27 protein-coding genes are annotated in these 25675 nt (G+C 74.6%); 8 read left to right on the top strand and 19 right to left on the bottom strand.

Annotated features, from left to right (window positions below):
* From JOD66_RS13675 to JOD66_RS13625, 11 genes are all read right to left on the bottom strand, one after another.
* Complete coding sequence (locus JOD66_RS13675) at positions 1–291, bottom strand: DUF1905 domain-containing protein (RefSeq protein ID WP_204837405.1); 291 nt, start codon at positions 289–291, stop codon at positions 1–3.
* Positions 292–672 (bottom strand): hypothetical protein, encoded by a 381-nt coding sequence (locus JOD66_RS13670; protein WP_204837404.1) that lies wholly within the window; start codon positions 670–672, stop codon positions 292–294. It lies immediately after the preceding gene.
* Positions 673–716: 44 nt separating this feature from the next.
* Positions 717–3614: an AfsR/SARP family transcriptional regulator gene (locus tag JOD66_RS13665; protein ID WP_204837403.1), complete on the bottom strand. Its 2898-nt coding sequence runs from the start codon at positions 3612–3614 to the stop codon at positions 717–719.
* A 4-nt stretch (positions 3615–3618) separates the two neighbouring features.
* Positions 3619–4797 carry a lipase family protein gene (locus tag JOD66_RS13660; protein WP_204837402.1) on the bottom strand — a complete coding sequence of 393 codons (1179 nt, stop codon included), beginning with the start codon at positions 4795–4797 and terminating at the stop codon, positions 3619–3621.
* The gene (locus tag JOD66_RS13655) at positions 4794–6257 is read right to left on the bottom strand and encodes an MFS transporter (protein ID WP_204837401.1); all 1464 of its coding nucleotides are present in this window, start codon (positions 6255–6257) and stop codon (positions 4794–4796) included. Before JOD66_RS13655 ends, JOD66_RS13660 begins: the two co-directional genes overlap by 4 nt.
* 36 nt (positions 6258–6293) lie before the next feature.
* Entirely contained in the window at positions 6294–7982 is a 1689-nt protein-coding gene (locus JOD66_RS13650) for an ELWxxDGT repeat protein (RefSeq protein ID WP_204837400.1), read from the bottom strand.
* The gene (locus tag JOD66_RS13645) at positions 7979–9667 is read right to left on the bottom strand and encodes an ELWxxDGT repeat protein (RefSeq protein WP_204837399.1); all 1689 of its coding nucleotides are present in this window, start codon (positions 9665–9667) and stop codon (positions 7979–7981) included. Before JOD66_RS13645 ends, JOD66_RS13650 begins: the two co-directional genes overlap by 4 nt.
* Before the next feature lie 64 nt (positions 9668–9731).
* Positions 9732–11435 carry an Ig-like domain repeat protein gene (locus JOD66_RS13640; RefSeq protein ID WP_204837398.1) on the bottom strand — a complete coding sequence of 568 codons (1704 nt, stop codon included), beginning with the start codon at positions 11433–11435 and terminating at the stop codon, positions 9732–9734.
* A gap of 4 nt (positions 11436–11439) precedes the next feature.
* Positions 11440–11811, bottom strand: coding sequence for a hypothetical protein (locus tag JOD66_RS13635; RefSeq protein WP_204837397.1), 372 nt, complete (start codon positions 11809–11811; stop codon positions 11440–11442).
* 80 nt (positions 11812–11891) lie between these two features.
* Positions 11892–13139 (bottom strand): ankyrin repeat domain-containing protein, encoded by a 1248-nt coding sequence (locus JOD66_RS13630; RefSeq protein ID WP_204837396.1) that lies wholly within the window; start codon positions 13137–13139, stop codon positions 11892–11894.
* Positions 13136–14155 (bottom strand): SMP-30/gluconolactonase/LRE family protein, encoded by a 1020-nt coding sequence (locus tag JOD66_RS13625; protein ID WP_204837395.1) that lies wholly within the window; start codon positions 14153–14155, stop codon positions 13136–13138. The genes JOD66_RS13630 and JOD66_RS13625 overlap by 4 nt, the downstream gene beginning before the upstream one ends.
* Positions 14156–14266: 111 nt before the next feature.
* On the opposite strand from JOD66_RS13625, the gene JOD66_RS13620 reads away from it, so the two are divergent.
* From JOD66_RS13620 to JOD66_RS13610, 3 genes are read left to right on the top strand one after another with little or no spacing between them, the layout of a single operon-like run.
* Complete coding sequence (locus JOD66_RS13620) at positions 14267–15436, top strand: sensor histidine kinase (protein ID WP_204837394.1); 1170 nt, start codon at positions 14267–14269, stop codon at positions 15434–15436.
* On the top strand, positions 15433–16059 hold the full coding sequence (locus JOD66_RS13615; RefSeq protein WP_204837393.1) for a response regulator: 627 nt from the start codon (positions 15433–15435) through the stop codon (positions 16057–16059). The genes JOD66_RS13620 and JOD66_RS13615 overlap by 4 nt, the downstream gene beginning before the upstream one ends.
* A 19-nt stretch (positions 16060–16078) precedes the next feature.
* Complete coding sequence (locus JOD66_RS13610) at positions 16079–16558, top strand: nucleoside deaminase (RefSeq protein ID WP_204837392.1); 480 nt, start codon at positions 16079–16081, stop codon at positions 16556–16558.
* A gap of 122 nt (positions 16559–16680) precedes the next feature.
* On the opposite strand, the gene JOD66_RS13605 is transcribed toward JOD66_RS13610, so the two are convergent.
* Positions 16681–17877 (bottom strand): NAD(P)/FAD-dependent oxidoreductase, encoded by a 1197-nt coding sequence (locus JOD66_RS13605; protein WP_204837391.1) that lies wholly within the window; start codon positions 17875–17877, stop codon positions 16681–16683.
* Positions 17874–18014, bottom strand: coding sequence for a hypothetical protein (locus JOD66_RS13600; protein WP_204837390.1), 141 nt, complete (start codon positions 18012–18014; stop codon positions 17874–17876). The genes JOD66_RS13605 and JOD66_RS13600 overlap by 4 nt, the downstream gene beginning before the upstream one ends.
* A gap of 101 nt (positions 18015–18115) precedes the next feature.
* Between JOD66_RS13600 and JOD66_RS13595 the strand changes: the two genes are divergently transcribed.
* Positions 18116–18763 (top strand): pentapeptide repeat-containing protein, encoded by a 648-nt coding sequence (locus JOD66_RS13595; RefSeq protein ID WP_204837389.1) that lies wholly within the window; start codon positions 18116–18118, stop codon positions 18761–18763.
* Positions 18764–18833: 70 nt separating this feature from the next.
* Here the strand turns inward: JOD66_RS13595 and JOD66_RS13590 are convergent, their stop codons facing one another.
* The 5 genes from JOD66_RS13590 to JOD66_RS13570 form a co-directional block, all read right to left on the bottom strand.
* Complete coding sequence (locus JOD66_RS13590) at positions 18834–19427, bottom strand: TetR/AcrR family transcriptional regulator (RefSeq protein ID WP_204837388.1); 594 nt, start codon at positions 19425–19427, stop codon at positions 18834–18836.
* Between the two features lie 74 nt (positions 19428–19501).
* Positions 19502–20182: an ABC transporter ATP-binding protein gene (locus JOD66_RS13585; protein ID WP_204837387.1), complete on the bottom strand. Its 681-nt coding sequence runs from the start codon at positions 20180–20182 to the stop codon at positions 19502–19504.
* Positions 20183–20208: 26 nt separating this feature from the next.
* Positions 20209–21297 (bottom strand): ABC transporter permease, encoded by a 1089-nt coding sequence (locus JOD66_RS13580; RefSeq protein ID WP_204837386.1) that lies wholly within the window; start codon positions 21295–21297, stop codon positions 20209–20211.
* A 74-nt stretch (positions 21298–21371) separates the two neighbouring features.
* On the bottom strand, positions 21372–21662 hold the full coding sequence (locus JOD66_RS13575) for a hypothetical protein (RefSeq protein WP_204837385.1): 291 nt from the start codon (positions 21660–21662) through the stop codon (positions 21372–21374).
* A 49-nt stretch (positions 21663–21711) separates the two neighbouring features.
* On the bottom strand, positions 21712–22773 hold the full coding sequence (locus JOD66_RS13570) for an oxygenase MpaB family protein (RefSeq protein ID WP_204837384.1): 1062 nt from the start codon (positions 22771–22773) through the stop codon (positions 21712–21714).
* A 51-nt stretch (positions 22774–22824) separates the two neighbouring features.
* Between JOD66_RS13570 and JOD66_RS13565 the strand changes: the two genes are divergently transcribed.
* Genes JOD66_RS13565 through JOD66_RS13555 form a run of 3 tightly spaced genes read left to right on the top strand, consistent with a single transcriptional unit; the run spans position 22825 to position 24394 of the window.
* Positions 22825–23433 (top strand): TetR/AcrR family transcriptional regulator, encoded by a 609-nt coding sequence (locus JOD66_RS13565; RefSeq protein ID WP_204837383.1) that lies wholly within the window; start codon positions 22825–22827, stop codon positions 23431–23433.
* The gene (locus tag JOD66_RS13560) at positions 23421–23897 is read left to right on the top strand and encodes a GNAT family N-acetyltransferase (RefSeq protein ID WP_372442566.1); all 477 of its coding nucleotides are present in this window, start codon (positions 23421–23423) and stop codon (positions 23895–23897) included. Before JOD66_RS13565 ends, JOD66_RS13560 begins: the two co-directional genes overlap by 13 nt.
* On the top strand, positions 23894–24394 hold the full coding sequence (locus tag JOD66_RS13555; protein WP_307823502.1) for a GNAT family N-acetyltransferase: 501 nt from the start codon (positions 23894–23896) through the stop codon (positions 24392–24394). The genes JOD66_RS13560 and JOD66_RS13555 overlap by 4 nt, the downstream gene beginning before the upstream one ends.
* On the opposite strand, the gene JOD66_RS13550 is transcribed toward JOD66_RS13555, so the two are convergent.
* Positions 24391–25227, bottom strand: coding sequence for an AraC family transcriptional regulator (locus JOD66_RS13550; RefSeq protein WP_204837382.1), 837 nt, complete (start codon positions 25225–25227; stop codon positions 24391–24393). The genes JOD66_RS13555 and JOD66_RS13550 overlap by 4 nt on opposite strands.
* Positions 25228–25277: 50 nt before the next feature.
* On the opposite strand from JOD66_RS13550, the gene JOD66_RS13545 reads away from it, so the two are divergent.
* Positions 25278–25667: a VOC family protein gene (locus JOD66_RS13545; RefSeq protein WP_204837381.1), complete on the top strand. Its 390-nt coding sequence runs from the start codon at positions 25278–25280 to the stop codon at positions 25665–25667.
* The last annotated feature ends 8 nt before the right edge of the window (positions 25668–25675 follow it).

The raw sequence follows: 25675 nt of genomic DNA, 5'->3' as shown, positions 1-25675 counted from the left end.
TCAGGACCGCGCCGCGAGCTCGAGGGACGCGGTGAGCCGCTGCCCGACCTCGATCCCCTCCGCCCGTCGTACGACGACCTTCAGCGGCACGAGGTAGCGACCGTCCTTCGGGAACAGCGCGGTGCGGAAGTCGGTCCCCCCGATCCGCACCTCGACCGCGACCTGCCCCCAGTACTCCTGGCCGCGCGCGGCCTCCTTGATGTCCTCGCTCTCCTCCTCGGGCACCGCCAGGAACACGAAGGGTGCGGGTCCACGCCACTCGATCACGGCGCCGGAGAAGGTGAAGGGCACTCAGCCACCGTAGCCATCGTCGCCGAGCGGGTCGTACTCGTAGGTGTCGACATAGCCGGGCGGCCGCTCGTGCCCGATGTCGCACAGCTCGGCCGGTGACAGCAGGCCGGTGCCGTCGGCCTCCTGCTCGGCGATGCAGTCGTACCAGTCGGAGTGGTCGGCGCCGCTGCCCGTCCACTCGGCCGAGGACGCCACCGCGCCGATGACCACGACCGCGATCACCACGAGGATCCCGATCAGCACCCCGGTCGCCGACCCGCCACCCCGCGCCCCGACCGGCCCGAACTCGTCGGGCGCCAGCAGCGGCTGCTCCCGCGCCGGGGCCGGCTCGGCCGGCTTCTCACCGGGCCGCTCGTCCGGCGCGTCGTACTGCTCCCACATGCGGGAGACCCTGCCCCGGTGCGAGGTGGACCATGCCTCCTCGCTCAGTGCCGCACCAGGCTGTCCGCGAGGAGCTGGGAGAGCCGGCGGCCGGCGACGGCTCGGCCCGCCGCCCACGGCACCGGGCGGCCGGCCAGGGAGGTGCGGGCGCGAGCCACCGCCTCGCTCTGCCAGCCCGAGAGCATGTAGCCGGTCCGGGCGGAGAGCTCCTCGGCTCCGCTGAGCAGCTCCTCGGCCGCGGGGTCGGCCAGCTCGGCGAGAGCGCAGCCGGCGCCGACCAGCGCGTCGGCGTGCCAGCGCGCACCGAGGTCGGGGCCCTCGCCGGCCAATGCGCCACCGAAGGCGTGCAGGGCCGCGGTGCCCTGGCCGAGCAGCAGGTGCGCCCACCCGATGTGGATGCGCAGGTACGACGGCACCGCACTCGCGTCGAGCTCGCCGGCGACGCGCAGCAGGATCTCCAGGGCGTCGCCGGCGCGGCCGAAGGAGAACAGGGTCCAGGCGACGTTGGCGGCCACGCCGGGCACGTCGTCGGTGACCTCACCGGCGAGCAGCAGCTCGAGGGCCTCGGCGGCGACCGCCTCGGCGCGACCGGGATCGAGCTCGACGGCGATGGCGGCGAGGACGCTCAGGGCGAGCCGGAGTCGGGAGGGCTGCAACCGGCGAGCCGCCGAGACCGCCGCCTCGGCGTCCACCACCGCCTCGACGGTGGCTCCGCTCATGGACCGCTCGATGGCGGAGCCGATGAGGGCGAGGACGAGGTTCTCGCCGTCCTCGTCGACCTCCAGGAGCGGGATCGCCGCCGCGAAGTCGGCGCGCGCGCCGTCGGGGTCGTGATCGACGAGCAGGTTGCCGCGCAGCGCGCGGACCCGGGCCACGTCGTACGGGTCGAGGGACACCTCGGTGAGCAGCCGGCCGGTCCACCGGCGGCCGGCGGCGGCCATCTCGCGGGCCTCCCACCAGCGCCCGAGCCGCAGCAGCAGGGCGACGGCCGCCGCCCCGTCGCCGACGTCGACGGCGCTGCGCAGCGCTGCCAGATGGTCGTCGTAGTGGAGCCGGACGTGCTCGATGACGCCGTCCTCGGACCCGCCACGTGGCGCGGCGAACCAGGCGCGGTGCCGCGCCCGGGCGGCGCGCAGGTCACCGGCGCCGGCCACGTCCTCGAGCGCGCAGTCGCGCACGGTGCGCAACAGGCGCAGCCGCAGTCCGCCAGCGGTGCGCTCCACCTGCAGCAGCGACTCACGCACCAGGCCGTGGACCAGACCGTCGACCGTGGTGGTCGAGCCCAGGTCGTCGCCCACGACGTGACGGGCCGCGGCCTGGTCGAAGCCGCCGACGAAGACCGCCAGGCGACCCAGCACGATCCGCTGCTCGGGTCGCAGCCGCTCGACCGTCCAGCGCACGGCGTCACGCAGGGACCGATGCCGCAGGGAGCGACCGACGTCGGCGGCGGCGAGGTCGAGGGGGGCCTCCAGCAGCTCGCCGAGGTCGGCCAGGGAGCGCGAGCCGGCGTAGCCCGCGACCAGCTCCAGGGCGAGCGGCAGGCCGTCGAGCTGGCGCGCGTACGACGCCAGCCGAGCCAGCTGCGCCTCCCCGACCGCCATCGTCGGGCTGTGGTCGTGGAGTCGTTCGAGGAGGAGCTGGACGGCGGGCACGGCGGCGAGGTCCGGTCCGGTCGCGGACGGTCCCGGCACCTCGAGCGGCGCCAGCGGCAGGTCCACCTCGCCGATCACGCCCAGCGCCGCGCGCGAGGTCACCAGCACGGTCACCCGGGGGCAGCGCCGCGCGACCGCGGCCGCGAGCTCGGCGACCCCGGCGCGATGGCGCTCCGCCTCGTCGACGACGAGGAGCAGCGAGCGGTCGACGAGCGCGTCGGCGACGCGGTCCGGCTCGGCGTCCTCCGCCGCGAGCCCCAGGGCCGCCGCCACCGCCTCGGTGACCTCGGCCGGGCTGTCGGGCTCCGCGGCGGCCAGGTCGACGAAGCAGATCTCCCGCTGACCGGCGAGCTGGTCGGCGACCTCCAGCGCCAGCCGGGTCTTGCCCACGCCGGCGGGCCCCGTCACCGCGACCACCCGGCGCCGGGCCACCAGGTCCAGCAGGGTGCCGAGCTCGGCGGACCGACCCACCAGGCGGCTCACCGGCACCGGCGGCGCGGACACGCGCACCCCGCCACGACGCTCGGTCAGCGCCTCGGAGCCGGACGGCCGGGGCAGCAGCAGCGTGACGTCCTGGTCGAGCACGCGGGCATGGAGCTGCTGGAGGGTGCGGCCCGGGTCGACGCCGAGCTCGTCGCGCAGGACCTGGCGCATTCGCTCGTAGGTCGCGATCGCCTCCGCCTGCTCGTCGAGCCGGGCCGCGGCCAGCATCGCGAGCTCGGAGGACCGCTCGCGCAGCGGCTCCCGCTCCACCAGCTCGCGCGCGACGCTGAGCGCTCGGACCGCCGCGTCCCGCTCGGAGGCGGTCAGGAGCAGCTCGACGAGGAGCTCGTCCGCGGCGAGCCGGGCGTCGACCAGACGCGCCACCTCGGCCCCGGCGATGGTGTCGGCGACATCGGCGAACGGGCGCGGTCCCCGCCACAGCCGGCGCGCGGCGTCGAGGAGGTCGACCGCGCGCGCGGGCCGGTCGGCGCGTCGGGCCTCGCCGACGAGGTCGAGGAACCGGTCCGCGTCGGTCCGGCACCCGGTGAGCCGGTAGCCCGTCGGCGTGGTGACCACCTGGTCGGCCCCCAGCGCGCGACGCAGCCGGGCCACCTGGGTGTGCACCACCGACACGTCGAGCCGGGTCGCCTCCTCGCCCCAGACCAGGTCGAGCAGCACCTCGGGTCCCACGGCGCGGCCCGGCCGGAGCAGCAGGACCGCCAGCAGGTCACGCGACCGCTGGCCCCGAGGGGTGTGGTCCACGCCGGCCGCCGCCGCGGTCAGCTCGCCGAGAACGCCGTACTCCACCGCGTCATCGAACCACGGTCCAGCGCCTCCGCGCCGTGCATCGGTACCGCTCCGGCTCACCGCTCTGCTCTCGGCAGACGGGAGGCCAGCCAGGTGAGCGCCGGGCCGCTCCCGACGGTCGCTCCGGAGAGGTGGTCGGCCGCCTCGACCGGGCGCCAGGTGACGTCCGCGCCGAGCCGCTCGTAGTCGAGCGCGAGCCGGCGGCCCACCTCGGTGGGGACGAGCAGGTCGCCGCGCACGTGTACAGGTACGCCGGCACCGCCGGTGCGCGGCCGCCGTTGCGCTCCCGGTCCAGCAGCGCCCGCCACACCGGCTCCTCCCAGGGTTCGTCGCGCACCGTGTGCTCGCGCATCGGCTGGGGGTGCTCGACGACCAGCCCGACGACGTCGGCCAGCGCCGCCCGCTCGGCCGCCGCCCGGCCGTCGGTGCTGAGGATCCGCAGCAGGGCCGGGTCCTGGTGCGCGTGGGCCAGACCGACGAGGACCGCGAGGCCCAGCCCCGAGAACGGACCGCCGTCGATCGCCTCGACGACCTTCCGCAGGTCGGCGGGCACCCCGCCGGCCGCCAGTGCCACCAGCGCCACGTCGGGCGCGTACGACGGCTGCAGCTCCGCCGCCCAGGCCGCGCAGCGACCACCCTCGGAGTAGCCCCAGAGCAGCGTCGGCGGGGTGCTCGCCCAGCGGGGCACCGCGACGGGTGCGGCGCGGACGATGTCGAGCAGCGCATGACCGCCCGGCGCCCCGGCGCCGTAGGTGTGCGGACCGGGCATGCCCAGGCCGTCGCCGTCGCTGATCGCGACCGCCCAGCCCCGGTCCAGCGCGCCGGCGACCAGGTCGAGCTCCGGCTCCGCGCCCCGGGCGATCAGATGGCTGGGTGCGGCGTCCCGATCCAGGCCGTGGACCCCGACGCCGTAGCTGAGCAGCGGGCGCTCCCCGGGGCCACGCCAGCTACGGCAGGGCAACAGCACCGTTCCGGACACCGCGATCCGCTGCCCCCGCGCCCCGGTGGACGCGTAGACGAGCTGCCAGCCGGCCGCCACCGCCTCGTGCAGCACGACCACACGCCGGCTGCGGATCACGGTCCCGGGAGCGGGGACGGTGGCGACCGGGCCGTAGAACGGGTCCAGGCTCGGCGGCGGGACGAGGGCCGTGCCGCGGCCCACGCCGGTGCGCTGCACGCTCATCTCCGGCCTCCTCGCGCGCCGGTGAGCACCAGCACGACCGCCACCGCCGTCGCGACAGCGGCCAGCGCGGCTGCGAGCGTGAAGCCGTCGCCGAACCCGGCCAGGAGGGCGGCGCGCACGTCCTCGACCGACAGCGGCCCGTCGCTCGCGGCGATCCGGTCGGCGGTGCTCGAGGACGCGATCGACGCCAGTGCGGCGACGCCGACCGTGCCTCCGACCGCCTGGAAGGTGCTGAGCAGCCCGGAGGCGATGCCCGTGTCGTCGGCCGCCACGTCGGTCATCGCCAGCGCCGCGTTCGCGACGAAGGTCGTGCCGACACCGGCGCCGAGGCCGACCAGGCAGGGCAGCAGCACCAGGGCATAGCTGCCGTTCCGATCCAGCGCCACCAGGCCGGCGGCACCCACGGTGGCGGCTGTCGTACCGACGAGGACGAGGGGGCGGGCGCCCACGCGAGCGAGGAGCCGGCGGGCGAGAATCGCGAACGCCAGCACGCCGACGCCGATGGGCAGGAAGCGCAGCCCCGCGGTCACCGGACCGAGGCCCTGGACCTCCTGCAGGCTCCGGCTGAGCAGCAGGAAGCTCGGGTAGAGACAGGCGAACAGCAACCCCGCGATCAGGTACGCCGCGAGCCGGGTCCGGTGACGCAGCAGGTGCAGCGGCAGCGTGGGCTCGGGGACGCGCAGCTCCACCGCGACGAACGCCCCGAGCAGCGTCGTCGCGGCGGCGAGCGCCACCACCGACCGGTGGTCGGCCCCGTCGTGGCTGCCGGCCCGGATCACCCCGTAGACCAGTGCGGTCAGGCCGGCCGTGCCGAGCCCGGCGCCGAGCAGGTCGACCCGGCGGTGCACGCCCCGGGACTCCGGCAGCACGCGTCGCACGCTGACCAGCAGGCCGAGGCCGATCGGGACGTTGACCAGGAACACCCAGCGCCACGACGCGTACTCGGTCAGCAGGCCGCCGAGGACCAGGCCCAGCGTGATGCCGAGCCCGGCCATCGCGCCGTACGCCACCATCGCGCGGGCGCGAGCCGCTCCCGCCGGGACCAGCGCGGTGATCAGCGCCAGCGTCGTGGGCGTGGCGAAGGCGGCGCCGACCCCCTGGCCGGCGCGGGCCGCCAGCAGCACCGCGGGGTCGTGGGCCAGGCCCGCGACCAACGAGGCGCCGGTGAACAGGCCGATGCCGATCATCAGGGTGCGACGGCGCCCGACCAGGTCGCCGAGCCGGCCGCCGACGAGCAGCAGGCCCGCGTAGGCGAGGGTGTACGCGTCGATGACCCACGCCAGGCCGGCATCGGTCAGGCCCAGCGCCCCGTCGATCGCCGGAAGCGCCAGGTTGACGATCGTGACGTCGAGGGTGGCCATCAGCTGGGCGACGCAGATCAGCGGCACCGCCCAGCGGCTCAGGCCCGGCGTGGCGCCGGGCGTGCGGTCGCCGTCGACCGCGCCGGTGGTGGTTGTCATGCCAGCACGCTGCTCGGCCGGCCTGTCATCGGCCTGTCACCTGCCGCGGCGGCGGACCTTGACGACCACCGTGGTGCTCGACGGCTGCGCGTCGATCGAGCCGCCGTAGCTCACCAGGATCCGATGCCTGCCCTTCTTGAGCCGCTTGGTGATCCGCACCCGCGCCTGCCCGTTCACCACGACGCCGGCGCCGACGACCACACCCTTGCGGGTCAGCGTGACCGTGCCGGAGAGCGGAACGGTCGCCGAGACGGTCACGGGCAGCACGATCCGCCGCTTCCTGGCGGCCTTCCAGCGGTACTTCCTGCGCACCTGCACCGTCGTGGTCGAGGTGGGCACGGTGACGGCGCGCAGCACCTCGCGGCGGTCTCCCGGCGCGAGGAGGCCGGCGAAGACCAGGGTCCTGCCGAGCACGCCGATCCGCCACGGGTCGGACCCGCCCGCGCCGGGAACGAGGTCGGCCAGCTGGCGGGTGCCGGCGGCGGTGCCGTCGGAGATCCAGGGCTCGGCGCCCGCGGCGGTGGTGGCGTTGAGGAGCAGCCGGCCGTCGACGGCGGCCATCGGACGCGGGCCGCTGGAGGCCGCCCCGGGGTCGAGGTCGGCGAGCAGCCTGGTCCCGGCGGCCGATCCGTCGCTGACCCACGGCTCCCTCCCGTGCACCCCGTCGTCGGCGACGAGGTACAGCTCGTCGCCCGCGACGGTCAGCTCCGCGACCCCCACACCGCCCGGCGGCTCGATGTCGCGGACCAGCTGGGTGCCGCCGGCGGTGCCGTCCGAGGACCACAGCTCGGCGCCGGTGCCCGGCTGGTAGGCGGCGAAGAGGAGGCGGTCCCGGAAGGCGGTCAGGCTGGTGGGGTAGCTGCCCCCGGTGCCCGGGGCGATGTCCCTGACGATCGTCGCGTCGCCGGGCAGGCCCCGGCTCGACCACAGCTCGCGGCCGGCGTCCGGGTCGAGCGCGGTGAAGTAGACGCGATCCCCGACCGCGGTGAACTCCGCGGGGCGCAGGTCGACCGTGAGTGGCAGCTGGTCCAGGCGACTGGTGCCGGCCGGCGTACCGTCGGTGACATAGGGCTTCAGCACCCCGTCGGCCACCCGCCCCGAGAAGGCCAGGCGGTCGCCGACCCGCGTGATCAGGTTGGGGAAGCCCGACTCCGGTCCGGCGAAGATGTCGAGCGCGAGCCGGGTGCCGGCGACCGTGCCGTCGGTGACCAGCAGCTCGAAGCCGGCACCGACGGCCTGACCCTTGAAGTACATCCGCCCGCCCAGCACCACCGGGTTCTCCGGCGCGGTGCCGGAGCTGCCCGGCACCAGGTCGGCGAACAGCCGGGTGCCTTCGGGCGTGCCGTCGGTGACCCACCACTCCTCCCCCGTGTCGGGCGTGTAGGCGCTGAACCACACCAGTCCCGCGAAGGCGACGAAGTCGATGGGATCGGAGTCCATCGGCCCGGGGTGGATGTCGCGCAGCAGCCGGGTGCCGCCCGGCGTACCGTCCGTCGCCCACACCTCGGTGCCCTCGGCACCCCCGTCGGCCGCGAACACCATCCGGCCGCCGACCACGGCGCTGCCGGGCTCGTATCGCCCACCGGAGTCGATGCTGTCGAAGACGCGAAGCTCCTCAGGAGACGGCCCGAAGAGCGCCGGAGTGCCCGGCTCGGCCGACGTCGGCGGTACGACACCGAGGATCGTGACCGTGAGCAGCGCGGCCACCACCGCGCGCGGCGTCATCGCCGCACCCGGATCGTGAGGCGGTCGACGGGCGACGACTGGGCCCAGACCGATCCGCGGTAGACGGCCCGGAGTCGATGCCTGCCGACGCGCAGCCGCTTGGTGATCCGCACCGTGGCGGTGCCGTTCACGACCACGGCCCGGCCCACGACCCGACCCTTCCGGACGACCTCGACGAAGCCGCCGGTGACGCCCGGGCTCACCGCCACCTTGACCCGGATCCTCTTCTTGCGGGCCTTGACGGCGGCGTACCGGCGCTTCGCGCTCGCCTGCACCGACGACGGCTGCAGGGTGGCGGCGAACACCTGGCCACCGGGGACGCCGCTCGCGGCGAAGAGCCAGGTGTTGCCGAGCGAGCCCATCGGCACCGCGTTCGAGCCGGTGGCGCCGGGGTCGAGGTCGCCGAGGGGACGCAGCGTGCCGTCCGGCTCGACCACCCAGGGCTCGTCGCCCGCGCCGGGGGTGTTCAAGGAGAACAGCGCCCGGGCCCCGACCAAGCCGAGAGTGTCGGGCTCCGAGCCGGCCGCACCGGGCGTCGCGTCGCGGGCCAGGACGGTGCCGCCCGGCGTACCGTCGGTCGACCACAGCTCGGCGCCGTGCACGCCGTCGTCGGCGACGAACCAGGCCCGGCCGCCGACGACCTGGTAGCCCGACGGTGTCGCGGACTGCGGTCCCTCCTTGATGTCGCGCAGCAGCTGGGTGCCGCCGGCGGTGCCGTCGGTGGTCCACAGCTCGTAGCCGGCGGCGGCGGTCTTGGCGGTGAGTACCAGCCGGTTGCCGAGCCGGGTCAGCTGGGCGACACCGTCGTCTCCGCCGGGGTTGATGTCCTTGACCAGGACGCCGTCGCCCGCGGCGCCGTTCGAGGTCCACAGGTCGACCCCGCTCTGCTCGGTGTAGACGGTCAGCAGCAGCCGGCCGCCGAGCTCGACGAACTCGAGGGGGTTCACGCTCTGGTCGAGCGGCAGCGGGTCGAGCCGGACGGTGCCGCCCTGGGTCCCGTCGCTGAAGAACGGCTTGTACCGGCCGAGGGTGTCGGGGCTCGCCGCGAACACCACGCCGTTGCGGAACGGAGTGATCCGCCGAGGGCCGGAGCTGTTGCGTCCGCCGTTGACGTCGACGGCGAGGACCGTGCCGGCGGCAGTCCCGTCGCTGACCCACAGCTCCTTGCCGTTCTCGCGGTCGGCCGCGGCGAAGAACAGCCGACCACCGGAGACGACCAGGTCGTCCGGGCTGCTGACCTCCGCACCGAGATTGATGTCCTTGACCATCCGGGTGCCCGCCGCGGTCCCGTCGGTCACCCACAGCTCGTAGCCGTGGGTCCCGTCGGTCGCGGCGAAGAACACCCGCCCCTGGAAGGACGCGAACCGGTCCGGGAAGCCCGACGAGGCACCCGGCCAGATGTCGGCCAGGAGCCGGGTGCCGGCGGGCGTGCCGTCGGTGACCCACAGCTCCTGGCCGGTCGCGGCGGTGCCGGCACGGAACACGTAGCCGTCCCCGAGCACGGCGCCGGCGTTGCTCGACCCGTTGCCGTCGTCGTACGTCGCCGCCGTCAGCGGCACCGGTCCCGGGCCGAACGGCTCGGCCGCCGCGGCCGCCCCCGGTGTCGCCGATGTGGGTGCGGCGAGTGCGGAGACGACCGCGGCGGCGGTCAGGGTGGACCCGAGAAGGCGAGGAAGTCGTGTCATGGCCTCACCGTGCGGGTCGGGCCTGTCATCGACCTGTCAGCACCCGATCCTCAGCGCCCGACCTTCAGCGCCGACGCGCCTTGCGTACCTTGATCGTGAGCGTCACCGGCTCGCTCGGCCGGAGTCCCGAGCCACCCAGGAAGCGCACCGTCAACCGGTGCCTGCCCGGCTTGAGCCGCTTCGTGAGCCGCACCCGGGCGGTGCCGTTCACCAGCGTCGCCCGGCCGACCACCTTGCTGCCACGGGTGACCACGACGTCGCCGGTCGGGACCAGCGCCGGGGCGCCGACCTGCACGGACAGTCGGATCCGGCGCTTGGCGGCCGCCTTGTGCGGGTACCTCCGCTTCGCGGTGACCTGGAGCTGGGCCCGGTCGAGCTCGAAGGCCACGAGGCGTGCGGTGAGCCGGTCCACCGCGGTGGAGGCGATCACGGTCGTGCCCAGCACCCCGACGCCGAACGGCCCGGACCCGCCGTCGGCGCGCAGGTCGGCGACCTTGAGGGTGGTGGTGCCGTTGGTCAGCCACGGCTCGCCGTTGCCCGCGGCGTCCTCGGCGTTGAACAGGAGCCGTTCCCCGACCAGGGCGACCGGATAGGCGTACGACGGATCCGGACCGGGCCGCACGTCGTGCACCAGGCGCGCCGTACCCCCGGACAGCACCCACAGTTCCTCGCCGGCCGCAGGGTCGGCGACGGAGAAGAACATCCGGTCGCCGGCGGGGACGAAGCCGCCGGGATAGCCGCTGGCCGTGCCCGGATGGAAGTCACGGAACAGCCGAGTGCCCGCCTCGGTCCCGTCGGTCGACCACAGCTCCACGCCCGCGTCGTCGGTCCGGGCCGAGAACCAGACCCGCCCGTTCCACGCGGTCAGCCGTCGCGGGCCGCTGCCGTCCGCGCCCAGCCGGATGTCGATCAGCCCGTCGGCCCGGGTCAGCGCGGCGTCGGTGCGCCACAGCTCCTGGCCGCTGCGCGCGTCCCCGGCCGCGAACACCACCCCACCGTCGGCGAGCGGGGCGAAGCTGCCGACCTTGAGATCGACCCGAGCGTCCATCTGGTCCAGACGGAATGTCCCGGCAACGGTCCCGTCGGAGACGAAGGGCTTCCGGATCGCCTTGTCGGCGTCCAGGGTGCCCCCGAAGACCACCTTGTCGCCGTGGGCCATCAGGCCGTACGGCGCGGAGCCGACCGGGCCGGGCACGATGTCGGTCAGGTTGAGCCCGTCGGTGCCGTTGGTGCTCCACAGCTCGACGCCGCGGCCGGCCTGCGCGGCCGCGAAGTAGAGGCGATCGCCGGCGATGGTGAAGCCGCTCGGCCGGGAGTCGGGCTCTCCGGGGTTCAGGTCGGCCAGCGGACGGGTCCCGGCCTCGGTGCCGTCGGTGACCCACAGCTCGATCCCGAGCCCCGGCGTGCGGGCCCCGAAGTACACCGCTCCGCGGAAGGTGATGAAGCCGGTCAGCGAGGAGCCGTCGCCGCCCGGGACGATGTCGCGCAGCATCCGGGTGCCGGCCGGCGTCCCGTCGCTGACCCAGGGCTCGTTCCCGGTGGCGTCCGTGTACCCGGCGAAGACCAGCCGGCCCCCGACCCGTGCGCTCATCGGGCTCACGTCGAAGCTGACGCTGTCGGCGTCGGCCAGCGGCACGATCGGGACGCCCGGATCGGCGGTCGAGTACGTCGGCGACGGCTGCCGCGCGTGCGCCGGGTCGCCACCCGTGGCGAGCCCGGTGAGGGAGACGACGAGCGCCAGCACGGTGGCGCCGAGACGGATCCGCATCCGACTACTCCGCCGCGATGCCGACGCAGGTGTCGGTGAGATAGGTGATGAAGGCGTTGACCTTCTCCTGGTCGGCCGCGCTGACGTCGTCGGCGGTCGCGTTCTCGATCATCGTCTCGAAGCCGGCCCGGGCCTGCTCGGGGATGTCCGCCGGCGTGCCGATCTCGACCATGTCGTCGACGAGGCCGCCGGGGTCGGACCCGTCCCAGTCCCCGATCGAGTTGCAGAAGTCGTCCACCGACGCGTCCTTCGGCGCGTCCGCACCGTCCGGACCGCCGCAGGCGGTGAGGGTGAGTGCCGTCGCGGCGGCCACGAGGGCCAGCCGGGTCGGCCGGGTCGGCCGGGTCGGCCGGGTCAGGGAACGGTGCGAGGTCACGATGGTGCCTTTCTGGGTCGGAGTCGCCTCCGAGCCTCGACACCCGTCCTGTCGCCGGCCTGTCACGGCGAGCCCTCGACTCAGCGCAGCAGCGCCGCGATCTCCTCGTACCCCCGCCGCTCGGCGTGCTCCAGCGGCGTGACCCCGTCGCGGTCGGCGATGGTCGGGTCCGCGCCGGCGGCGAGCAGGATGCGCACGATCTCCTGGTACGGCTCGCTGCCGTTGCCGAGGATGATCGCCTCCAACATCGAGGTCCAGCCGAGGTCGTTGACGTGGTCGAGGTCGACGTCGGTCCGCACGACCCGGCGGATGTAGTCGACGTGACCGCGCTCGCCGGCGGGGATCGGCGAAAGGCCGCCGTATCTGTTGACGACGGTGAGGTCGGGATTCGCCGGGAGCAACGCCTCGAGCATCGCGACGCTGCCGGTCACGCCGGTGACCAGCCACGGGGTGTCGTGACGGTCGTCGAGGGCATCGGGGTCGGCGCCCATCGCGACGAGCACCTCGGCGACCGCGACGTGGTCGTACGTCGAGGCGAGCAGCAGCGCCGTGCGGTCGTGTTCGTCGCGGGCCTCGAGGTCGGCACCCGCGCGCAGGGCGAGGGCGACCGCGTCGGCGTCCCCGGCGCGGGCGGCACGCAGCAGCGCGGCGTTCGCGTCGGGGGGCTGCTCGGCTGCGTTCGTCATCGTCCTCAGGATCCTCTCCAGACCGGCGTATCCGCGCTCGCGGGCCATCTGCAACGGGGTCAGTCCCGCCGACGGCGAGACCTTGTCGAGTTGGACGCCGCCGGCGGCGAGCACCCGCACGGTGGTGGCGTACGCCGAGGTGTCCGCGCCGAGCCAGACCGCCTCGTGGATCGCCTGGTAGCCGATCCGGTTCACGTGGTCGCGGTCGATCCCGGCCCGCAGCAGCTCGCCCACGACCAGGGCGTGGCCGCGCTCGGCGGCGCGGATCAGGCCGGTCCCGTTCCAGCTGTCCTTGGCGTCGATGTCGGCGCCGTGACGCAGGGTGAGCCGGAGCAGGTCGAGGTGGCCCTCGCTGGTGGCGATCAGGTACGCCGACTGCTCGGTGTCGTCCTCGGCGTTCACGTCGGCGCCCTGCCGGATCAGCCGGCGGGCTCGGCGTACGTCATTCGCCCAGGCGGCGTCCCGCAGCCGCCGGTCGAGCCGGGCCTGGGGCACGGGCGCTGCGGGCGGGGGTGCGATCGTGGAGCTCGTCGTCGCCTCCCCGGCGGCCGGCCGCTCCGCCGGTACGGCGGGGTCGCCGCCCCCGCACCCGCCCAGGACGAGCGCGAGCGAGAGGGCGGCGACGACGAGCCTCGGATTCATCGGGTCGGGTCCGCGATGACCTCGTAGGGACCCGAGGCGACCGCCTCGTCGAACTTGCTGTCGACGTACAGGATCTGGCCGCGCAGCTCCTTGGCGGTGGTCAGCACCCGGTCCGGCGAGGACGCCTGCTGGCGGATCAGCTTCGCCCTGCGGCCGTCGGCGGACAGGCGGAAGGTCGCGATCTGCCTCTTGAAGTTGCGCACGACGGTGAGCCGGCTGCCCCGCAGCACCAGGCCGTCGGCGTCGGTCAGGTCGGCACCTCCGGTCCGCACCTGGCTGACCTTGCCGCTCCTCAGCGAGAAGCGCCACAGCCTCCCGGTGTTGCCCTGGGCGACGACGAGCGCCTTCTGGTCGGCCGTGACGACGATGCCGCCGAGGTTGAACCCGGTCTGGCGCGCGATCGTGGCGCCGGCGTCGGCCCAGAGCCTCACGCCCCAGCCGTGCTTGCCCTTGGCGACCCGGAAGATCTGCGCGTCGTTGGAGTTGGTGAAGTACGCCGCGCCGTCGGGACCGATCGCGACGTCGTTGAGGAACACGTCAGTGCCCGGGGTCTGCAGCGCCGCGAGGAGCTTGCCGGTCTTGGAGTAGACCCACAGCTCGGGCCGTCCGTTGTCGCTGGCGTCGGCACCGATGCCGTTCGGGCCGCCGGCGACGTAGACCCGGCCCTGGGCGTCGACCGTGATGCCGCGGGCGGTGTAGCGGCCGTCGGTGCCGTTGCCGGGGAGCCACTCGCGGGTCCGGGCGGTGCCGACCTTGCCGCGGTGGATCTCGCCGCCGGTGACCTCGCTGACGTAGAAGCGGCCGCGCCTCTCGTCGGCGCCGATGCCCTCGAACTTCGAGCCGGCCGGGTTGGTCGCGTCGACCGGGTCGCCGGTGAGCAGGTAGCTCGCGGCGCGGCCGTGGTCGGCGTCCGCGGCGGAGGCCGGCGTACCGGTGGCGCCGGTGAGCCCGGTCAGGCCCGCGGTGGCGGTCGTCGCGAGGAGCAGGGAGCTGGTGATCAGGTGGGTGCGCTTCATGTCCACCACTGTGCGTCGGTCCGCGGGGTCCGGACGTCGGGCGGCCGGCTACCGCTCGATAGCCAATCGGTTGATGCCGTCCTCGCCCGCGCTCCCTACGCTGGTCGGGCCATGTCCGTCCTCCCTCCCGCCCGCCGCCCCGGCGAGCACGGCATCCTCGCCCCGGCTGGTCGGCTCGACCGGTGGCTGCTGGCCGTGCTGGTCGTGCTGCTGGCGACCTGCGCGGTGAGGTACGTCGACCGGCACGCCTTCGACGCGACGGGCGCCGCCGTCCTGGCCGGTGCGCTGGTGCTCGGCCTCGCCTACGCCACCCGCGGGCTGCTGGCGGACCGCAGCTGGTGGCCGACGGCGTGGGTGAGCGGCATGGTGCTGCTCTGGGGTGCGCTCACCGCGGTGGCGCCGTCGTTCGCGTGGTGCGCGGTGCCGGTGGCGTTCGCGGTGCTGCAGGTGCTGCCGTTCGGCTGGGCCGTCGGGACCGTCGTCACCATGACCGTGCTGCTCACCGCCGCCTGGCAGCGGATCACCGACGGCTTCGACCCGGTCCAGGTCGCCGGACCGATCGGGGTCGCGCTGGTCACCGTGCTCGCCTACCGCGCCCTGGACCGGGAGTCGCTGGCCCGCCAGCACGCCCAGGCCGAGGTCGGCGCGCTGGCCGAGCGGACCCGGCTGTCGCGGGAGATCCACGACTCGGTCGGCCAGGGCCTGTCGAGCATCAACCTGCTCCTCCAGGCGGCCGAGCAGTCCTGGGACGCCCAGCCGGCGACGGCGCGCGAGCACGTCCGGACCGCCGCGGCGACCGCGCGCGAGGGCCTCGACGAGGTCCGCCGCGTCGTCCGCGACCTCGCGCCGGTCGACCTCACCTCCTCCGCGACCGCCCTGCCGGACGCGCTGCGGGCCGCGGCGGCGCAGGCGGCGCCGGGCGGGATGCAGGTGGAGGTGCGCGTCGACGGCACCCCGGTCGTCGTCCCCGCCGCCGTCGCGGCCGCCCTGGTCCGCACCGCGCGGGGCGCGCTCGCCAACGTCCGCGAGCACGCCGGCGCCACCCGGGTCGCGCTCACCGTGACCTACCACCCCGACGAGGTGGTGCTCGACGTCCGCGACGACGGGCGCGGCTTCGACCCGGCGGCCGTCCGCGCCTCCGGCACCCGCGGCCGCGGCCTGGCCGGCGTCCGCGACCGCGCCGTGGCGCTCGGCGGCCACGCCGACATCGAGAGCGCGCCCGGCGAAGGCACCACCGTGTCCGTCCGGTTCCCCGTGCGAGCCGAGGAGGAGAGCCGATGATCCGGATCGTGCTGGTCGACGACCACCCCGTCGTCCGCGCCGGGCTGCGCGCCCTGGTCGAGGGCCAGGACGACCTGACCGTCGTCGGGGAGGCCTCCGGCCTCGACCAGGCCGTCGCGGTGGTCACCCTCGACCAGCCTGACGTCGTGCTGATGGACCTCAGCCTCGGCGCCGGCCAGGCCGGCGGCGCCGAGGTGACCGCGGCACTGCGAGGACTGCCGGCGCCGCCGGAGGTGCTGGTGCTGACGACGTACGACACCGAGTCCGACATCCTGCGCGCCCTCGAGGCCGGCGCCCGCGGCTACCTGCTCAAGGACGCCCCACCCGAGGAGCTGTTCGCCGGCATCCGCGCCACCGCCCGCGGCGAGACCGTGCTCGCGCCGTCGGTCGCGGCCACACTCGTCCGGCGGACCACCCCCGGCGCGGTGACCATCACCGAGCGCGAGGTCGAGGTGCTCGAGCTGCTCTCCCGCGGGCTCGGCAACAAGGAGCTGGCCCGCGAGCTGTTCGTGTCCGAGGCGACCGTCAAGTCCCACCTGTCCCACATCTACACCAAGCTCGGCGTCGACACCCGCGCCGGCGCCGTCGCCGCCGCCATCGAGCGGCGGATCATCCGAGCCTGAGGAGGCCCCCCCCCCCGTCATGTCCGTCTCCGCCGAGGACCTGCGCCACCTGGAACGCTGCATCGAGCTGGCCGAGGCCGCCGTCGCCATCGGCGACGAGCCCTTCGGCTCGGTCCTGGTCGCCGCCGATGGCACCGTCCTGTTCGAGGACCACAACCGGGTCAGCGGCGGCGACGGCACCCGCCACCCCGAGCTGGCGAGCGCGCTGTGGGCCGCCGCCCACGTGCCCGCCCCCGAGCGCGCCGCGCTGACCGTCTACACCTCCGGCGAGCACTGCGCCATGTGCTCGGCCGCCCACGCCTGGGCCGGCCTCGGCCGGATCGTGTTCGCCACCTCGACCCCGCAGCTCGTGGAGTGGTACGCCGACCTCGGCCTCCCCGCCTCCCCCGTCACCCCGCTGCGGATCACCGAGGTGGCGCCCGGCGTACCCGTCGACGGGCCGGTCGAGGAGCTCGCCGAGCGGGTCCGGGACCTGCATGTCCGGCATCACGCCGGCTGACCCGGTCGGCGGGGTCGTCCACAGGGGCGGGGGTGCAGGGCTGCTGCGGTTTGGGACCAAACCGTGAAAAATCGGCCGAAATCGTGCGGTCTGTGCCCAAACCGGACGCGGTCAGACCAGTTCTACACAAGCTCGCCGAGCGGCACCGACGGGTCCCGGACGGCGTCCGTAGCGACCCCACCGACCACCCCGCGCAGCGGCTCGATCGCATCCCAGTCGTTGAGGTGCATCCCGGCCACCACCCGATCCCCGCGCAGCCACAGCACGCTCCCCTGCCGGGCACCGAGATCCCCGCGCACCACCAGGCCGTCGTAGCCCGCGCCGTGCCCGACGTACTCCATCCCGAGGTCGTACTGGTCGGTGAAGAAGTACGGCAGCCGCGTGTACGCCTCGTCCGCGCCCAGCATCACCCGCGCGGCCTGCCGCCCGTGCTGGATCGCGGTGTCCCAGTGCTCGACGCGGATCCGGGTGCCGAGGACGGGGTGGTCGTGGTCGGCGACGTCGCCGGCGGCGAAGACGTGCGGGTCGGAGGTGCGCAGCCGGGCGTCGACCTGGATGCCGTCGTCCACGGCCAGGCCGGCGCTGGTCGCGATGCCGTCGGTGGGTACGACGCCCACGGCGACGAGGAGCAGGTCGGCGGCGACCGGGTCGCCGCCCTCGACGTGGATGCGTACGCCGGCGCCGTCCGGCTCGATCCCGGCCACCCGGACGCCCAGCCGCAGGTCGACGCCGTGGGCGCGGTGCAGGTCGGCGAAGACGGTGGCCACCTCGTCGCCGAGCACCCGCTGCAGCGGCAGCGGCGCGGACTCCAGGACCGTCACCGACGCGCCGCGCTGCCGGGCGGCCGAGGCGACCTCGAGGCCGATCCAGCCCGCGCCGATGATCGCGATCCGCGCGCCCTCGGTGAGCCGGTCGCGCAGCGCCAGCGCGTCGTCGAGCGTGCGCAGGTACGCCACCGGGGCGCCCGACCCGTCGGCCATCGGCAGCCGCCGCGGGGTGGCGCCGGTGGCCAGGAGCAGGCGGTCGTACGGCAGCTCGCCGGATTCGAGGTGCACCCGCCTGCGGTCGAGGTCGATGCCGGTCGCGAGGGTGCCGGTGCGGAGGTCGACCTGGTGCTCGTCGTACCACTCACGCGGGTGGACCAGCGCCGACTCCGGCTCCGCCGTGCCGAGCAGCAGGCCCTTGGACAGCGGCGGACGCTCGTACGGCGGGTGCGGCTCGCCGCTCACGACGACGATGTCACCGGTGTGGCCCTGCTCCCGCAGCTCGGCGGCCGCACTGGCGGCGGCCAGGCCGCCGCCCACCACCACGACGTTCATCGCCGCCCCCTGGTCAGGTCGAGGAACTCCGCCCGGCTGCGGGCGTCGTCGCGCAGCTGTCCGAACAGCGCCGCCGTGAGCAGGTCCACCGCTGCGCGGTGGGCGCCGGCGTGGTCGACGGACGGTCCGTCCGGCACGATGCGAGGGCGCCACTTCTCCTCTAAAATCGTCACAGTTTCTATTTAGAAACGAGGACGGCGGTCTGTCAACTGTCGGACCCTGCGCGCACACTCCTCCCATGACCGACCGACGACCCGCCGCACCCACCCCGCCGCCCACCCCGCCGACCGACTCGGAGGTGGTCGCCGCGCGCTGGGACGGCGAGGACCTGTCCGGTCGCAGCTTCCAGCGGATCGCCTTCGTCGACGTCGACCTGACCGATGTCGTCGCACGCGGCGCCACCTTCGAGGAGTGCAGCTTCCGCGACTGCGAGCTCAACGGCGGGAAGTTCACCGACACCGGGTTCCTCAACTGCACCTTCACCAAGTCGACCTTCTTCGGCGCGAGGTTCGAGGGCTGCAAGCTGGTCGGGTCGCGGTTCGAGCGGTGCCGGTTCGGGCCGGTCGAGATCGTGGGCGGCAACTGGCAGTTCGTCGGACTGGGCGGAGCCGACCTGCGCCAGGCGACGATCCGCCGCGCCACCTTCCGCGAGGCCGACCTCAGCGGAGCGCGCCTGTCGGGAGCCACGGTCCATCACGTCGACCTCGGTGGCGCCTGGCTCCACCAGACCGACCTGTCCGGAGCCGACCTGCGCGGTTCCGACCTGTCCTCGCTCGACCCGGCCGCCGCCGCGCTCGGCAAGGCCGTGATCGACCTCGACCAGGCCGTGGTGCTGGCCCGCGCGCTCGGGCTGAAGGTGGAGGAGGCGGTGCCGATGGAGTCCTGACAACTCCAGAGCGACCCAAGAGCGACCGATCCGGCCGGCCGCCGGGATCAGCCGAGCCCGTCCCTCGGGGTCAGCCGAGCCCCGCCACCGCCGACGCGGCCCGGTGCAGCTCCGCGCGTACGACGGCCGCCGGCACGCCGCTGGCCACGAGCTCCGCCGACGACCGCACCAGCCCGGCCACCAGGAGCGCGCGGACCCGCCCCTGCTCCGGGGTGCGTGCGCCACCGGCCTCGAGGATGCCGCCGAGCGTCGCATAGAGCTCGCGGTGCCGCTGCCCGAAGTGCGCGACGATCTCCGGGGACAGCTCGGCCGCGGCCCCGCTCGCCTCGACCAGGGCGCCGTGCGCCTCGTCGGTGACGAAGTCGAGCTGGACGTCGAGCCAGGCGTGCAGCGCCTCGACCGTGGCGCCGTGCTCGGCGACGACCGCCTCGGCGCGGGCGAGCAGCGGGTCCATCTCCCGGTCGAACCAGACCTGGAGGATGTGTCCCTTCGTCGGGAAGTAGCGGTACAGCGAGGTCCGGCCGAGGCCGACCTCGGCGGCGATGTCGCCGAGGGTGACCGCGGCGACGCCGCGCTCCGCGAACAGCCGCTGCGCGGCGGCGACCACCGCGGCCTCCTGGGCGGCGACGTGCTCGGCGATGCTGGCGCCGGTGATCCGCGGCATGGGCTCCTCCCGTGGGTCGGCGTGGCCGGCGCTGACGTCGGCGGGTGTCGCCCCGAGCGGCTGCCCGAGGCCGGTCAGGTGGTGCTGCCCACCTGGACGCCGCCCGCGCTCAGGTGCAGGTGACGGTCCGCCCGGGCGGCCTGGTCCGGGTCGTGGGTGACCACCACCGTAGCGGCGCCGACGCGGCGCGCCTCGTCGAGGAGCAGGCCGAGCACCGCCTGACCCCGCTCCGGGTCGAGGGACGCCGTGGGCTCGTCGGCCAGTACGACGCTCGGCTCGTTCATCAGCGCGCGGGCGATGCCGACCCGCTGCCGCTCGCCGCCCGAGAGCTCGGCGGGCCGGGCGTCCAGGCGGTCGGCCAGGCCGACCCGGGTGAGCAGGTCGACCGCGCGGGTGCGTGCGGCGGAGTCGAGGGCGCCGGCGATGTGGGCGACCACCTCGACCTGCTCGCGCGCGGTGAGGGCCGGCAGCAGGTTGGGCGACTGGAACACGATGCCGATCCGGTCGCGCCGGAGCCGGACCCGGCCCCGGTCGCCGAGCGCCGTGGCGTCGGTGCCGCCGATGAGCACCCGGCCCTCGTCGGGGGCGCGGAGCAGGCCGGCCACGGCGACCAGGGTCGACTTGCCCGAGCCCGACGCGCCGGTCACCGCGACCGTCTCGCGGGGGTGCACCTCGAGGTCGAGCCGGTCGAGGAGGACGCGACGTGCCGGACCGTCCGGGACGGCGACGGTGATGTTCTCCAGGCGGAGGGACATGGGGTTCTCCTTCGGGTCGGGCGAGGTCAGTCCGAGCTGCGCAGCGCCAGGGCGGGATCGACCGAGACGACCCGGCGGATGCCGGCGAGGCAGCCGAGCAGGCCGGCGCCGACGAGCAGGCCGAGTGCCGACAGCGCGGGGGCGGCGGCCAGCCGGAAGGGCACGGCGCTGCGCTCGACGAGTCCGCCGACCCCGAAGGCGACCAGGCCGCCGAGCGCGGTGGCGACCAGGAGCACGACGAGCAGCTGTCCGACCGCGTCCCGGCCGACATACCCGCGAGAGGCGCCGAGCGCCTTGAGCAGCGCGATCTGGCGCGCCCGCTGCATGGTCCACACCACGAAGAAGGCGCCGACGATGAGCGCGGAGATGACGAGCAGGAACCAGCGGATCATCGCCATGGTCTGGGTCTCGCCGGCGTAGCCGGGCGAGCCGGCGTAGGCCTGCTCCTTGGTGACGACCGCGAGGCCGTCCGTCTCCTCGGCCGCGGCGGCGATGGCGTCGGGGTCGCCGGCGAGGGCGATCGCGGAGAAGCGGCCGCGGGCGTTGTCGCCGTACAGGAGCGACTGCCAGGTCTCGAGGCTGGTGAACGCGATGTCGACGTGACCGTACGAGCCGGCGTAGGTGAACCCGAGGACCGGCACCTGCTCGTCGACGCCGACGATGGTGAGCTCGTCGCCGACCCGGATCCCCTGCTCCTCGAACTCGTGGCTGAGCACCAGGCCGGGCGGACCGGCGAGCGCCTGCTCGGCGTCGTGGCGCGGGGCGAGGAAGGAGCGGGCGGGTACGCCGAACAGGGCGATGTCGACGGTCGTCCCGGAGGCGGTCCGGGCGTTGACGAAGGACACGCCCAGGGGCGACGCCTCGACGCCGTCGACACCGCTCCAGCGCTCCAGGTCCGCGGCGTTGAGCGTGGACCGGCTGAAGGTCTCGTCGGCGCCCTGCTGGAACGCGAGGTGGGTGAGCGGGAGTCGGCGCAGTCCGGAGATGCCGTCGTCGACCAGCCCGTTGGCCAGACCCGACAGCATCGTGGTCAGCATCGCCACGAGCGCTATCACCGCCCCGACCAGGACGAACCGGCCGCGGGCGACCCGCAGCTCCCTCAGCGCGAGGTACATCTCGACCACTCCCTGCTTGGCGACACCATGTCGACATCATAGCGACATGGTGTCTACAAACAAGAAGCGGCGGCTCAGCCCTTCTGCAGCGCGGCCAGGACGGCGTCCAGCTTGGTCGTGAGCTCGGGGACCTCGTCGAGCAGGACGAGCTTGTCGTTCAGGTCGCCGAGCAGGCCCTGCACCTCGCCCAGCACCACCCGGGTCTCGGCCAGGGTGGTGTCGACGGTGGTCAGCTTGCCGTCGACGTCGGCGAGCGTGGTGCCGACGGTGCCCAGCGTGGTGTCGACATTGCCGAGCGCGGTCTCCGCGCTCTTCAGCACCTTGTCGGCGCGCTTGAGGACGTCAGCGACGGGGTTCAGGCCCACGGGTTCTCCTTCGGTACGACGCGTAGGGGCTCACTTTGGCAGTCCCGGCTCAGCCGAGGCGCCCCAACACGGCCTCCGACTCGACCAGGCCGGCGTCGCTGGGCGCCTCGCCGCGACCGAAGACCTTGGCGTGCTGCTGAGCGCGCCAGGCGAGGTGCGCCTCGGCGGGCCGGTCGTACCCGTAGCGGGCCTGGGCCTGCGTCGGCGTCAGCAGCTCCGGGGTCACCGGCGGCACGCCGAGCAGGACCGGCGCGACCACCGGGACCGTGCTGGGGGACAGCAGCGCCAGGATCCGCAGCTGCAGCCGCCTGCTCACCGACAGCGCGGCGAAGGTGGCGCGCAGCACGGGTCGCGCGACGACGTCCATGACCCGCGGCTGGGTCACGCCGCCCAGCTCCCGCATCCAGTGCGGCAGGGTCGCGATCACCCCCGCCCGGAAGAAGAGCGCGACGAGCCACTGCGCCGGGCGGAGCGGCCAGGGCACCTCGACCAGCTGCCCGACGTCCATCAGGTGCGCCATCGCGCGCCGGGCGATCGGCGAGCCGGACATGACCGGCCGCATCCGCTCGTAGTAGGCGTGCAGCTCGGCGCGCGAGCGCGGCACGTCGTCGGGCGAGCAGGTCTGCAGCTCCGCTGCCCGGGCGCACTCCGCCCAGTACTGCGCCTCCTCGGCCTCCGACAGCCGGCCGGGACCGTACATCTCGTACGCCTTGAGCACCGAGTGCCACCCGGTGACCAGGATCCACAGCTGCGAGTCGGGGTCGTTGGCGTCGTAGCGACCGCCGCCGTAGGGCTCGGTGCCGATCGCCTTGCTGTGCACCTTGACCAGTACGTCGGCGGCGTGGGCGGTCGTGCGGCTGTCACCGAAGGCGACCAGGGCGAAGTAGTGGATGGTGCGGTCGTAGCGGGTCTTCGGCCGCCGATAGATGTCCTGGGTGTGGTCCACGGACGCCACCAGGTTGGGGTCCAGCTCCTCGACGACGACCGCCCGGCTGAAGCCGATGGTCAACGAGGTCGGGTACGACCAGACCTTCCAGGTCACCGACCCGGGCCCGAAGAAGCCGTAGTCCTCGGCCGGCGTGAGCTCGCGGGTGCACTTGAGGATCGCCATGTGCCCAGAATGCTACACAACTGTAGTAAATGGAACCCTAGAGTGGCTCCCATGTCCGATCCGGCCCGCAAGCGTCGCCCGTACGCCGCCCGGGTGCCGATGGCCGAGCGCCGCGAGCAGCTCCTCGACGCCGCGCTCACGATCATCGACCGCGACGGGTACGACGGCGTCTCGATCGACGCGATCGCGCGGGAGGCCGGGGTGACCCGCCCGGTGGTGTACGGCGCCTACGACGGCCTGGGCCCGCTGCTGACCGCGCTGCTCGACCGCCAGCAGCAGCGGGCGCTCACCCAGCTCTACGCGGCGCTCCCCCTCACCGCGCTGACCAGTCCGCCGGTCGACATCGTCGAGCGCGCGGTGCCGGCCCTGCACGCGATGGTGCTGGCCGATCCCGTCACCTGGCGCGCGATCCTGCAGTCGCCGGCGAACGTGCCCGATCTCGTCCGGGAGCGGATCGAGGGCGATCGCTCCCGGGTCCAGGCGACGATCGCGCTGATGGTCACGGCGGTCCTCCCGGGTGCGGACGCCGAGGTGCTCGCCCACGCGGTGCTCGCGCTGCTCGAGCACTTCGGCCAGCTCGCGCTCGCCGAGCCCGAGCGGTTCAGCGCCGAGCGGCTGACCGCGGCCGCGCGCGCGATGATCGGGGCATGGCTCCCATGACCGTCCGACTCGCCACCCCCGCCGACGCCTTCGTCGTCGGCGGCCTGCTCTTCGACTTCAACACCGAGTTCGAGGCGCCCACGCCGAGCGCCGCCGACCTCGGCGACCGGTTCACCGCGCTGCTGGCGCGCACCGACGTGCTCGTCGTCCTGGCCGAGGACCCGGCGACCGCCGCCCCCACCGGGTTCGGCTACCTCACCCTGCGCCCCACGCCGTACGGCGACGGCCCGCTCGCCCAGCTCGAGGAGCTGTACGTCCTGCCGAGCCTGCGCGACCAGGGCGTCGGCACCGCGCTGATCACCCGCGCGCTCAGCGAGGTCCGCGACCGCGGCGCGATCGAGATGCACATCAACGTCGACGAGGTCGACGTCGACACCCGGCGGTTCTACGAGCGGCACGGGTTCACGAACATCGAGCCCGGCGCCGACTACCGGATGCTCTGCTACGTCCAGGAGCTCGCGTGAACCCGCCACCGCGGCACCCGGACCCGCCCCGCCTGCGCCCCGCCGCTCCCGGCGAGGCCGCCGCGCTGACCGAGCTCGCGCTGCGCTCGAAGGGCCACTGGGGCTACGACGCCGCCTTCCTCGAGTCCTGTCGCGACGAGCTGACGGTGCGCGAGGACGAGCTCGGCGCCCGTCGTACGGTCGTCGCGGAGCTTCCCGACGGCCGGATCGCCGGCTTCCGCACCCTCGAGGGCGAGCCGCCGGTGGGGGTGCTCGGGATGATGTTCGTCGACCCGGACGCGATCGGCCGCGGCATCGGGGGCGCCCTGGCCCGCCACCTGGTCGCGGAGGCCCGGGCCGCCGGGTTCACCCGGCTGACCATCGACGCCGACCCGAACGCCGAGGCGTTCTACCTGGCGCAGGGCGCGGTCCGGGTCGGCGCGACGCCGTCCGGCTCGATCCCGGGCCGGGTGCTGCCGCTCCTCGAGCTGCGGCTCGAGCCCGCCGGCCACTGCTAGCCCGCCGGCTCCGCGCTGAACTCGCCCGGGGTGACCCCGGTGACCGAGCGGAAGTCGCGGGTGAAGTGGGCCTGGTCGGCGTACCCCAGGTCGGCGGCCACCCGGGCCAGGTCGACCGGCGTGCCGGCCCGGAGCAGGTCGGCCGCGTCGTGCAGCCGGCGGCGCTGCACCAGCCACTTCGGGGTGAGCCCGATCCGGCGCCGGGTCAGCCGCTGCAGGGCGCGCTCGCCGAGACCGAACTTCTCGCACACCTGCGACACGCGCCGCACCTCGCGCTCGCCCTCGACGTACTCCACGATCGCGTTGACCAGCCGGCCCTCGTCGTCGACCGGGACCAGTACGTCGAGCGCCTCGGCCACCAGCGCGCACGCCTCCCGCTGGCGGGCGATCTCGGCGGGATCGCTCCCGAGCGCGGCGCGCACCGCGGCGACCAGGGCCGCCGCGTCGATGCCCGCGACCGTGGAGAGCGGGCGGCGCCGGTCGGTCAGGTCCGCGACCGGTCCGCCGGCCAGGGCCAGCCCCGCGGCCGGCTGCATCATCGCGCCCACGACCCAGCCGGCGCCGCGCAGCTCCTCGGTGCCGAGTCCGGCGTGCGGGCCGACCAGCTGGCCGCCGTCCGGGCCGACGACCACCTGGCAGACCGGGTACTGAAGCACCCGCTGCACCGAGCTCTCCCCCGGCGGCAGCGACCAGACCGGCACCCAGAACCGGCGGACCACGTCGGCGAGCGACGGCGGGGGCGCATAGCGCCGCAGCGACGGGCTGTAGCCGCGGACGTCGCGCAGGTGGGCGGGCTCGGCCACGTCGAGCGGTCCGTCGGGCGTCCAGCGCATGTGTCGGATTCTTTCAAGACACTGTCGGAGCGGCCAGGCATCGTGGACCCATGACCTCTCCCGTCACCGAGCTCATCGCGTTCACCATCGACTCGGCCGACGCCGCGGCGCTGGCCCGCTTCTACGCCGACCTGACCGGGGGCGAGGTGACCGGCGACTACCCGGAGTACGGGTACGCGTCGGCCGCCGTGCTGGGCGCCACCCTCAACTTCCAGACCGTCGCGGACTACGCCCGTCCGCAGTGGCCGGGGCAGGCCCACCCGCAGCAGTTCCACCTCGACTTCCGGGTGCCCGACCTCGAGGCCGCGACCGAGCACGCCCGCTCCCTGGGGGCGAGCGTCGCCGAGACCCAGCCGGCGGCCGAGGTCGGCGGCTCGTGGCGGGTGATGCTCGATCCCGACGGCCACCCGTTCTGCCTGTGCCCGCCGCAGGAGGGCTGAGCGCCGAC

The organism is Nocardioides nitrophenolicus (genome assembly GCF_016907515.1).
Classification (GTDB): Bacteria; Actinomycetota; Actinomycetes; order Propionibacteriales; family Nocardioidaceae; genus Nocardioides; species Nocardioides nitrophenolicus.
The sequence above is the reverse complement of the archived record's forward strand: the minus strand, read 5'-3'. Positions and strand labels throughout refer to the sequence as shown.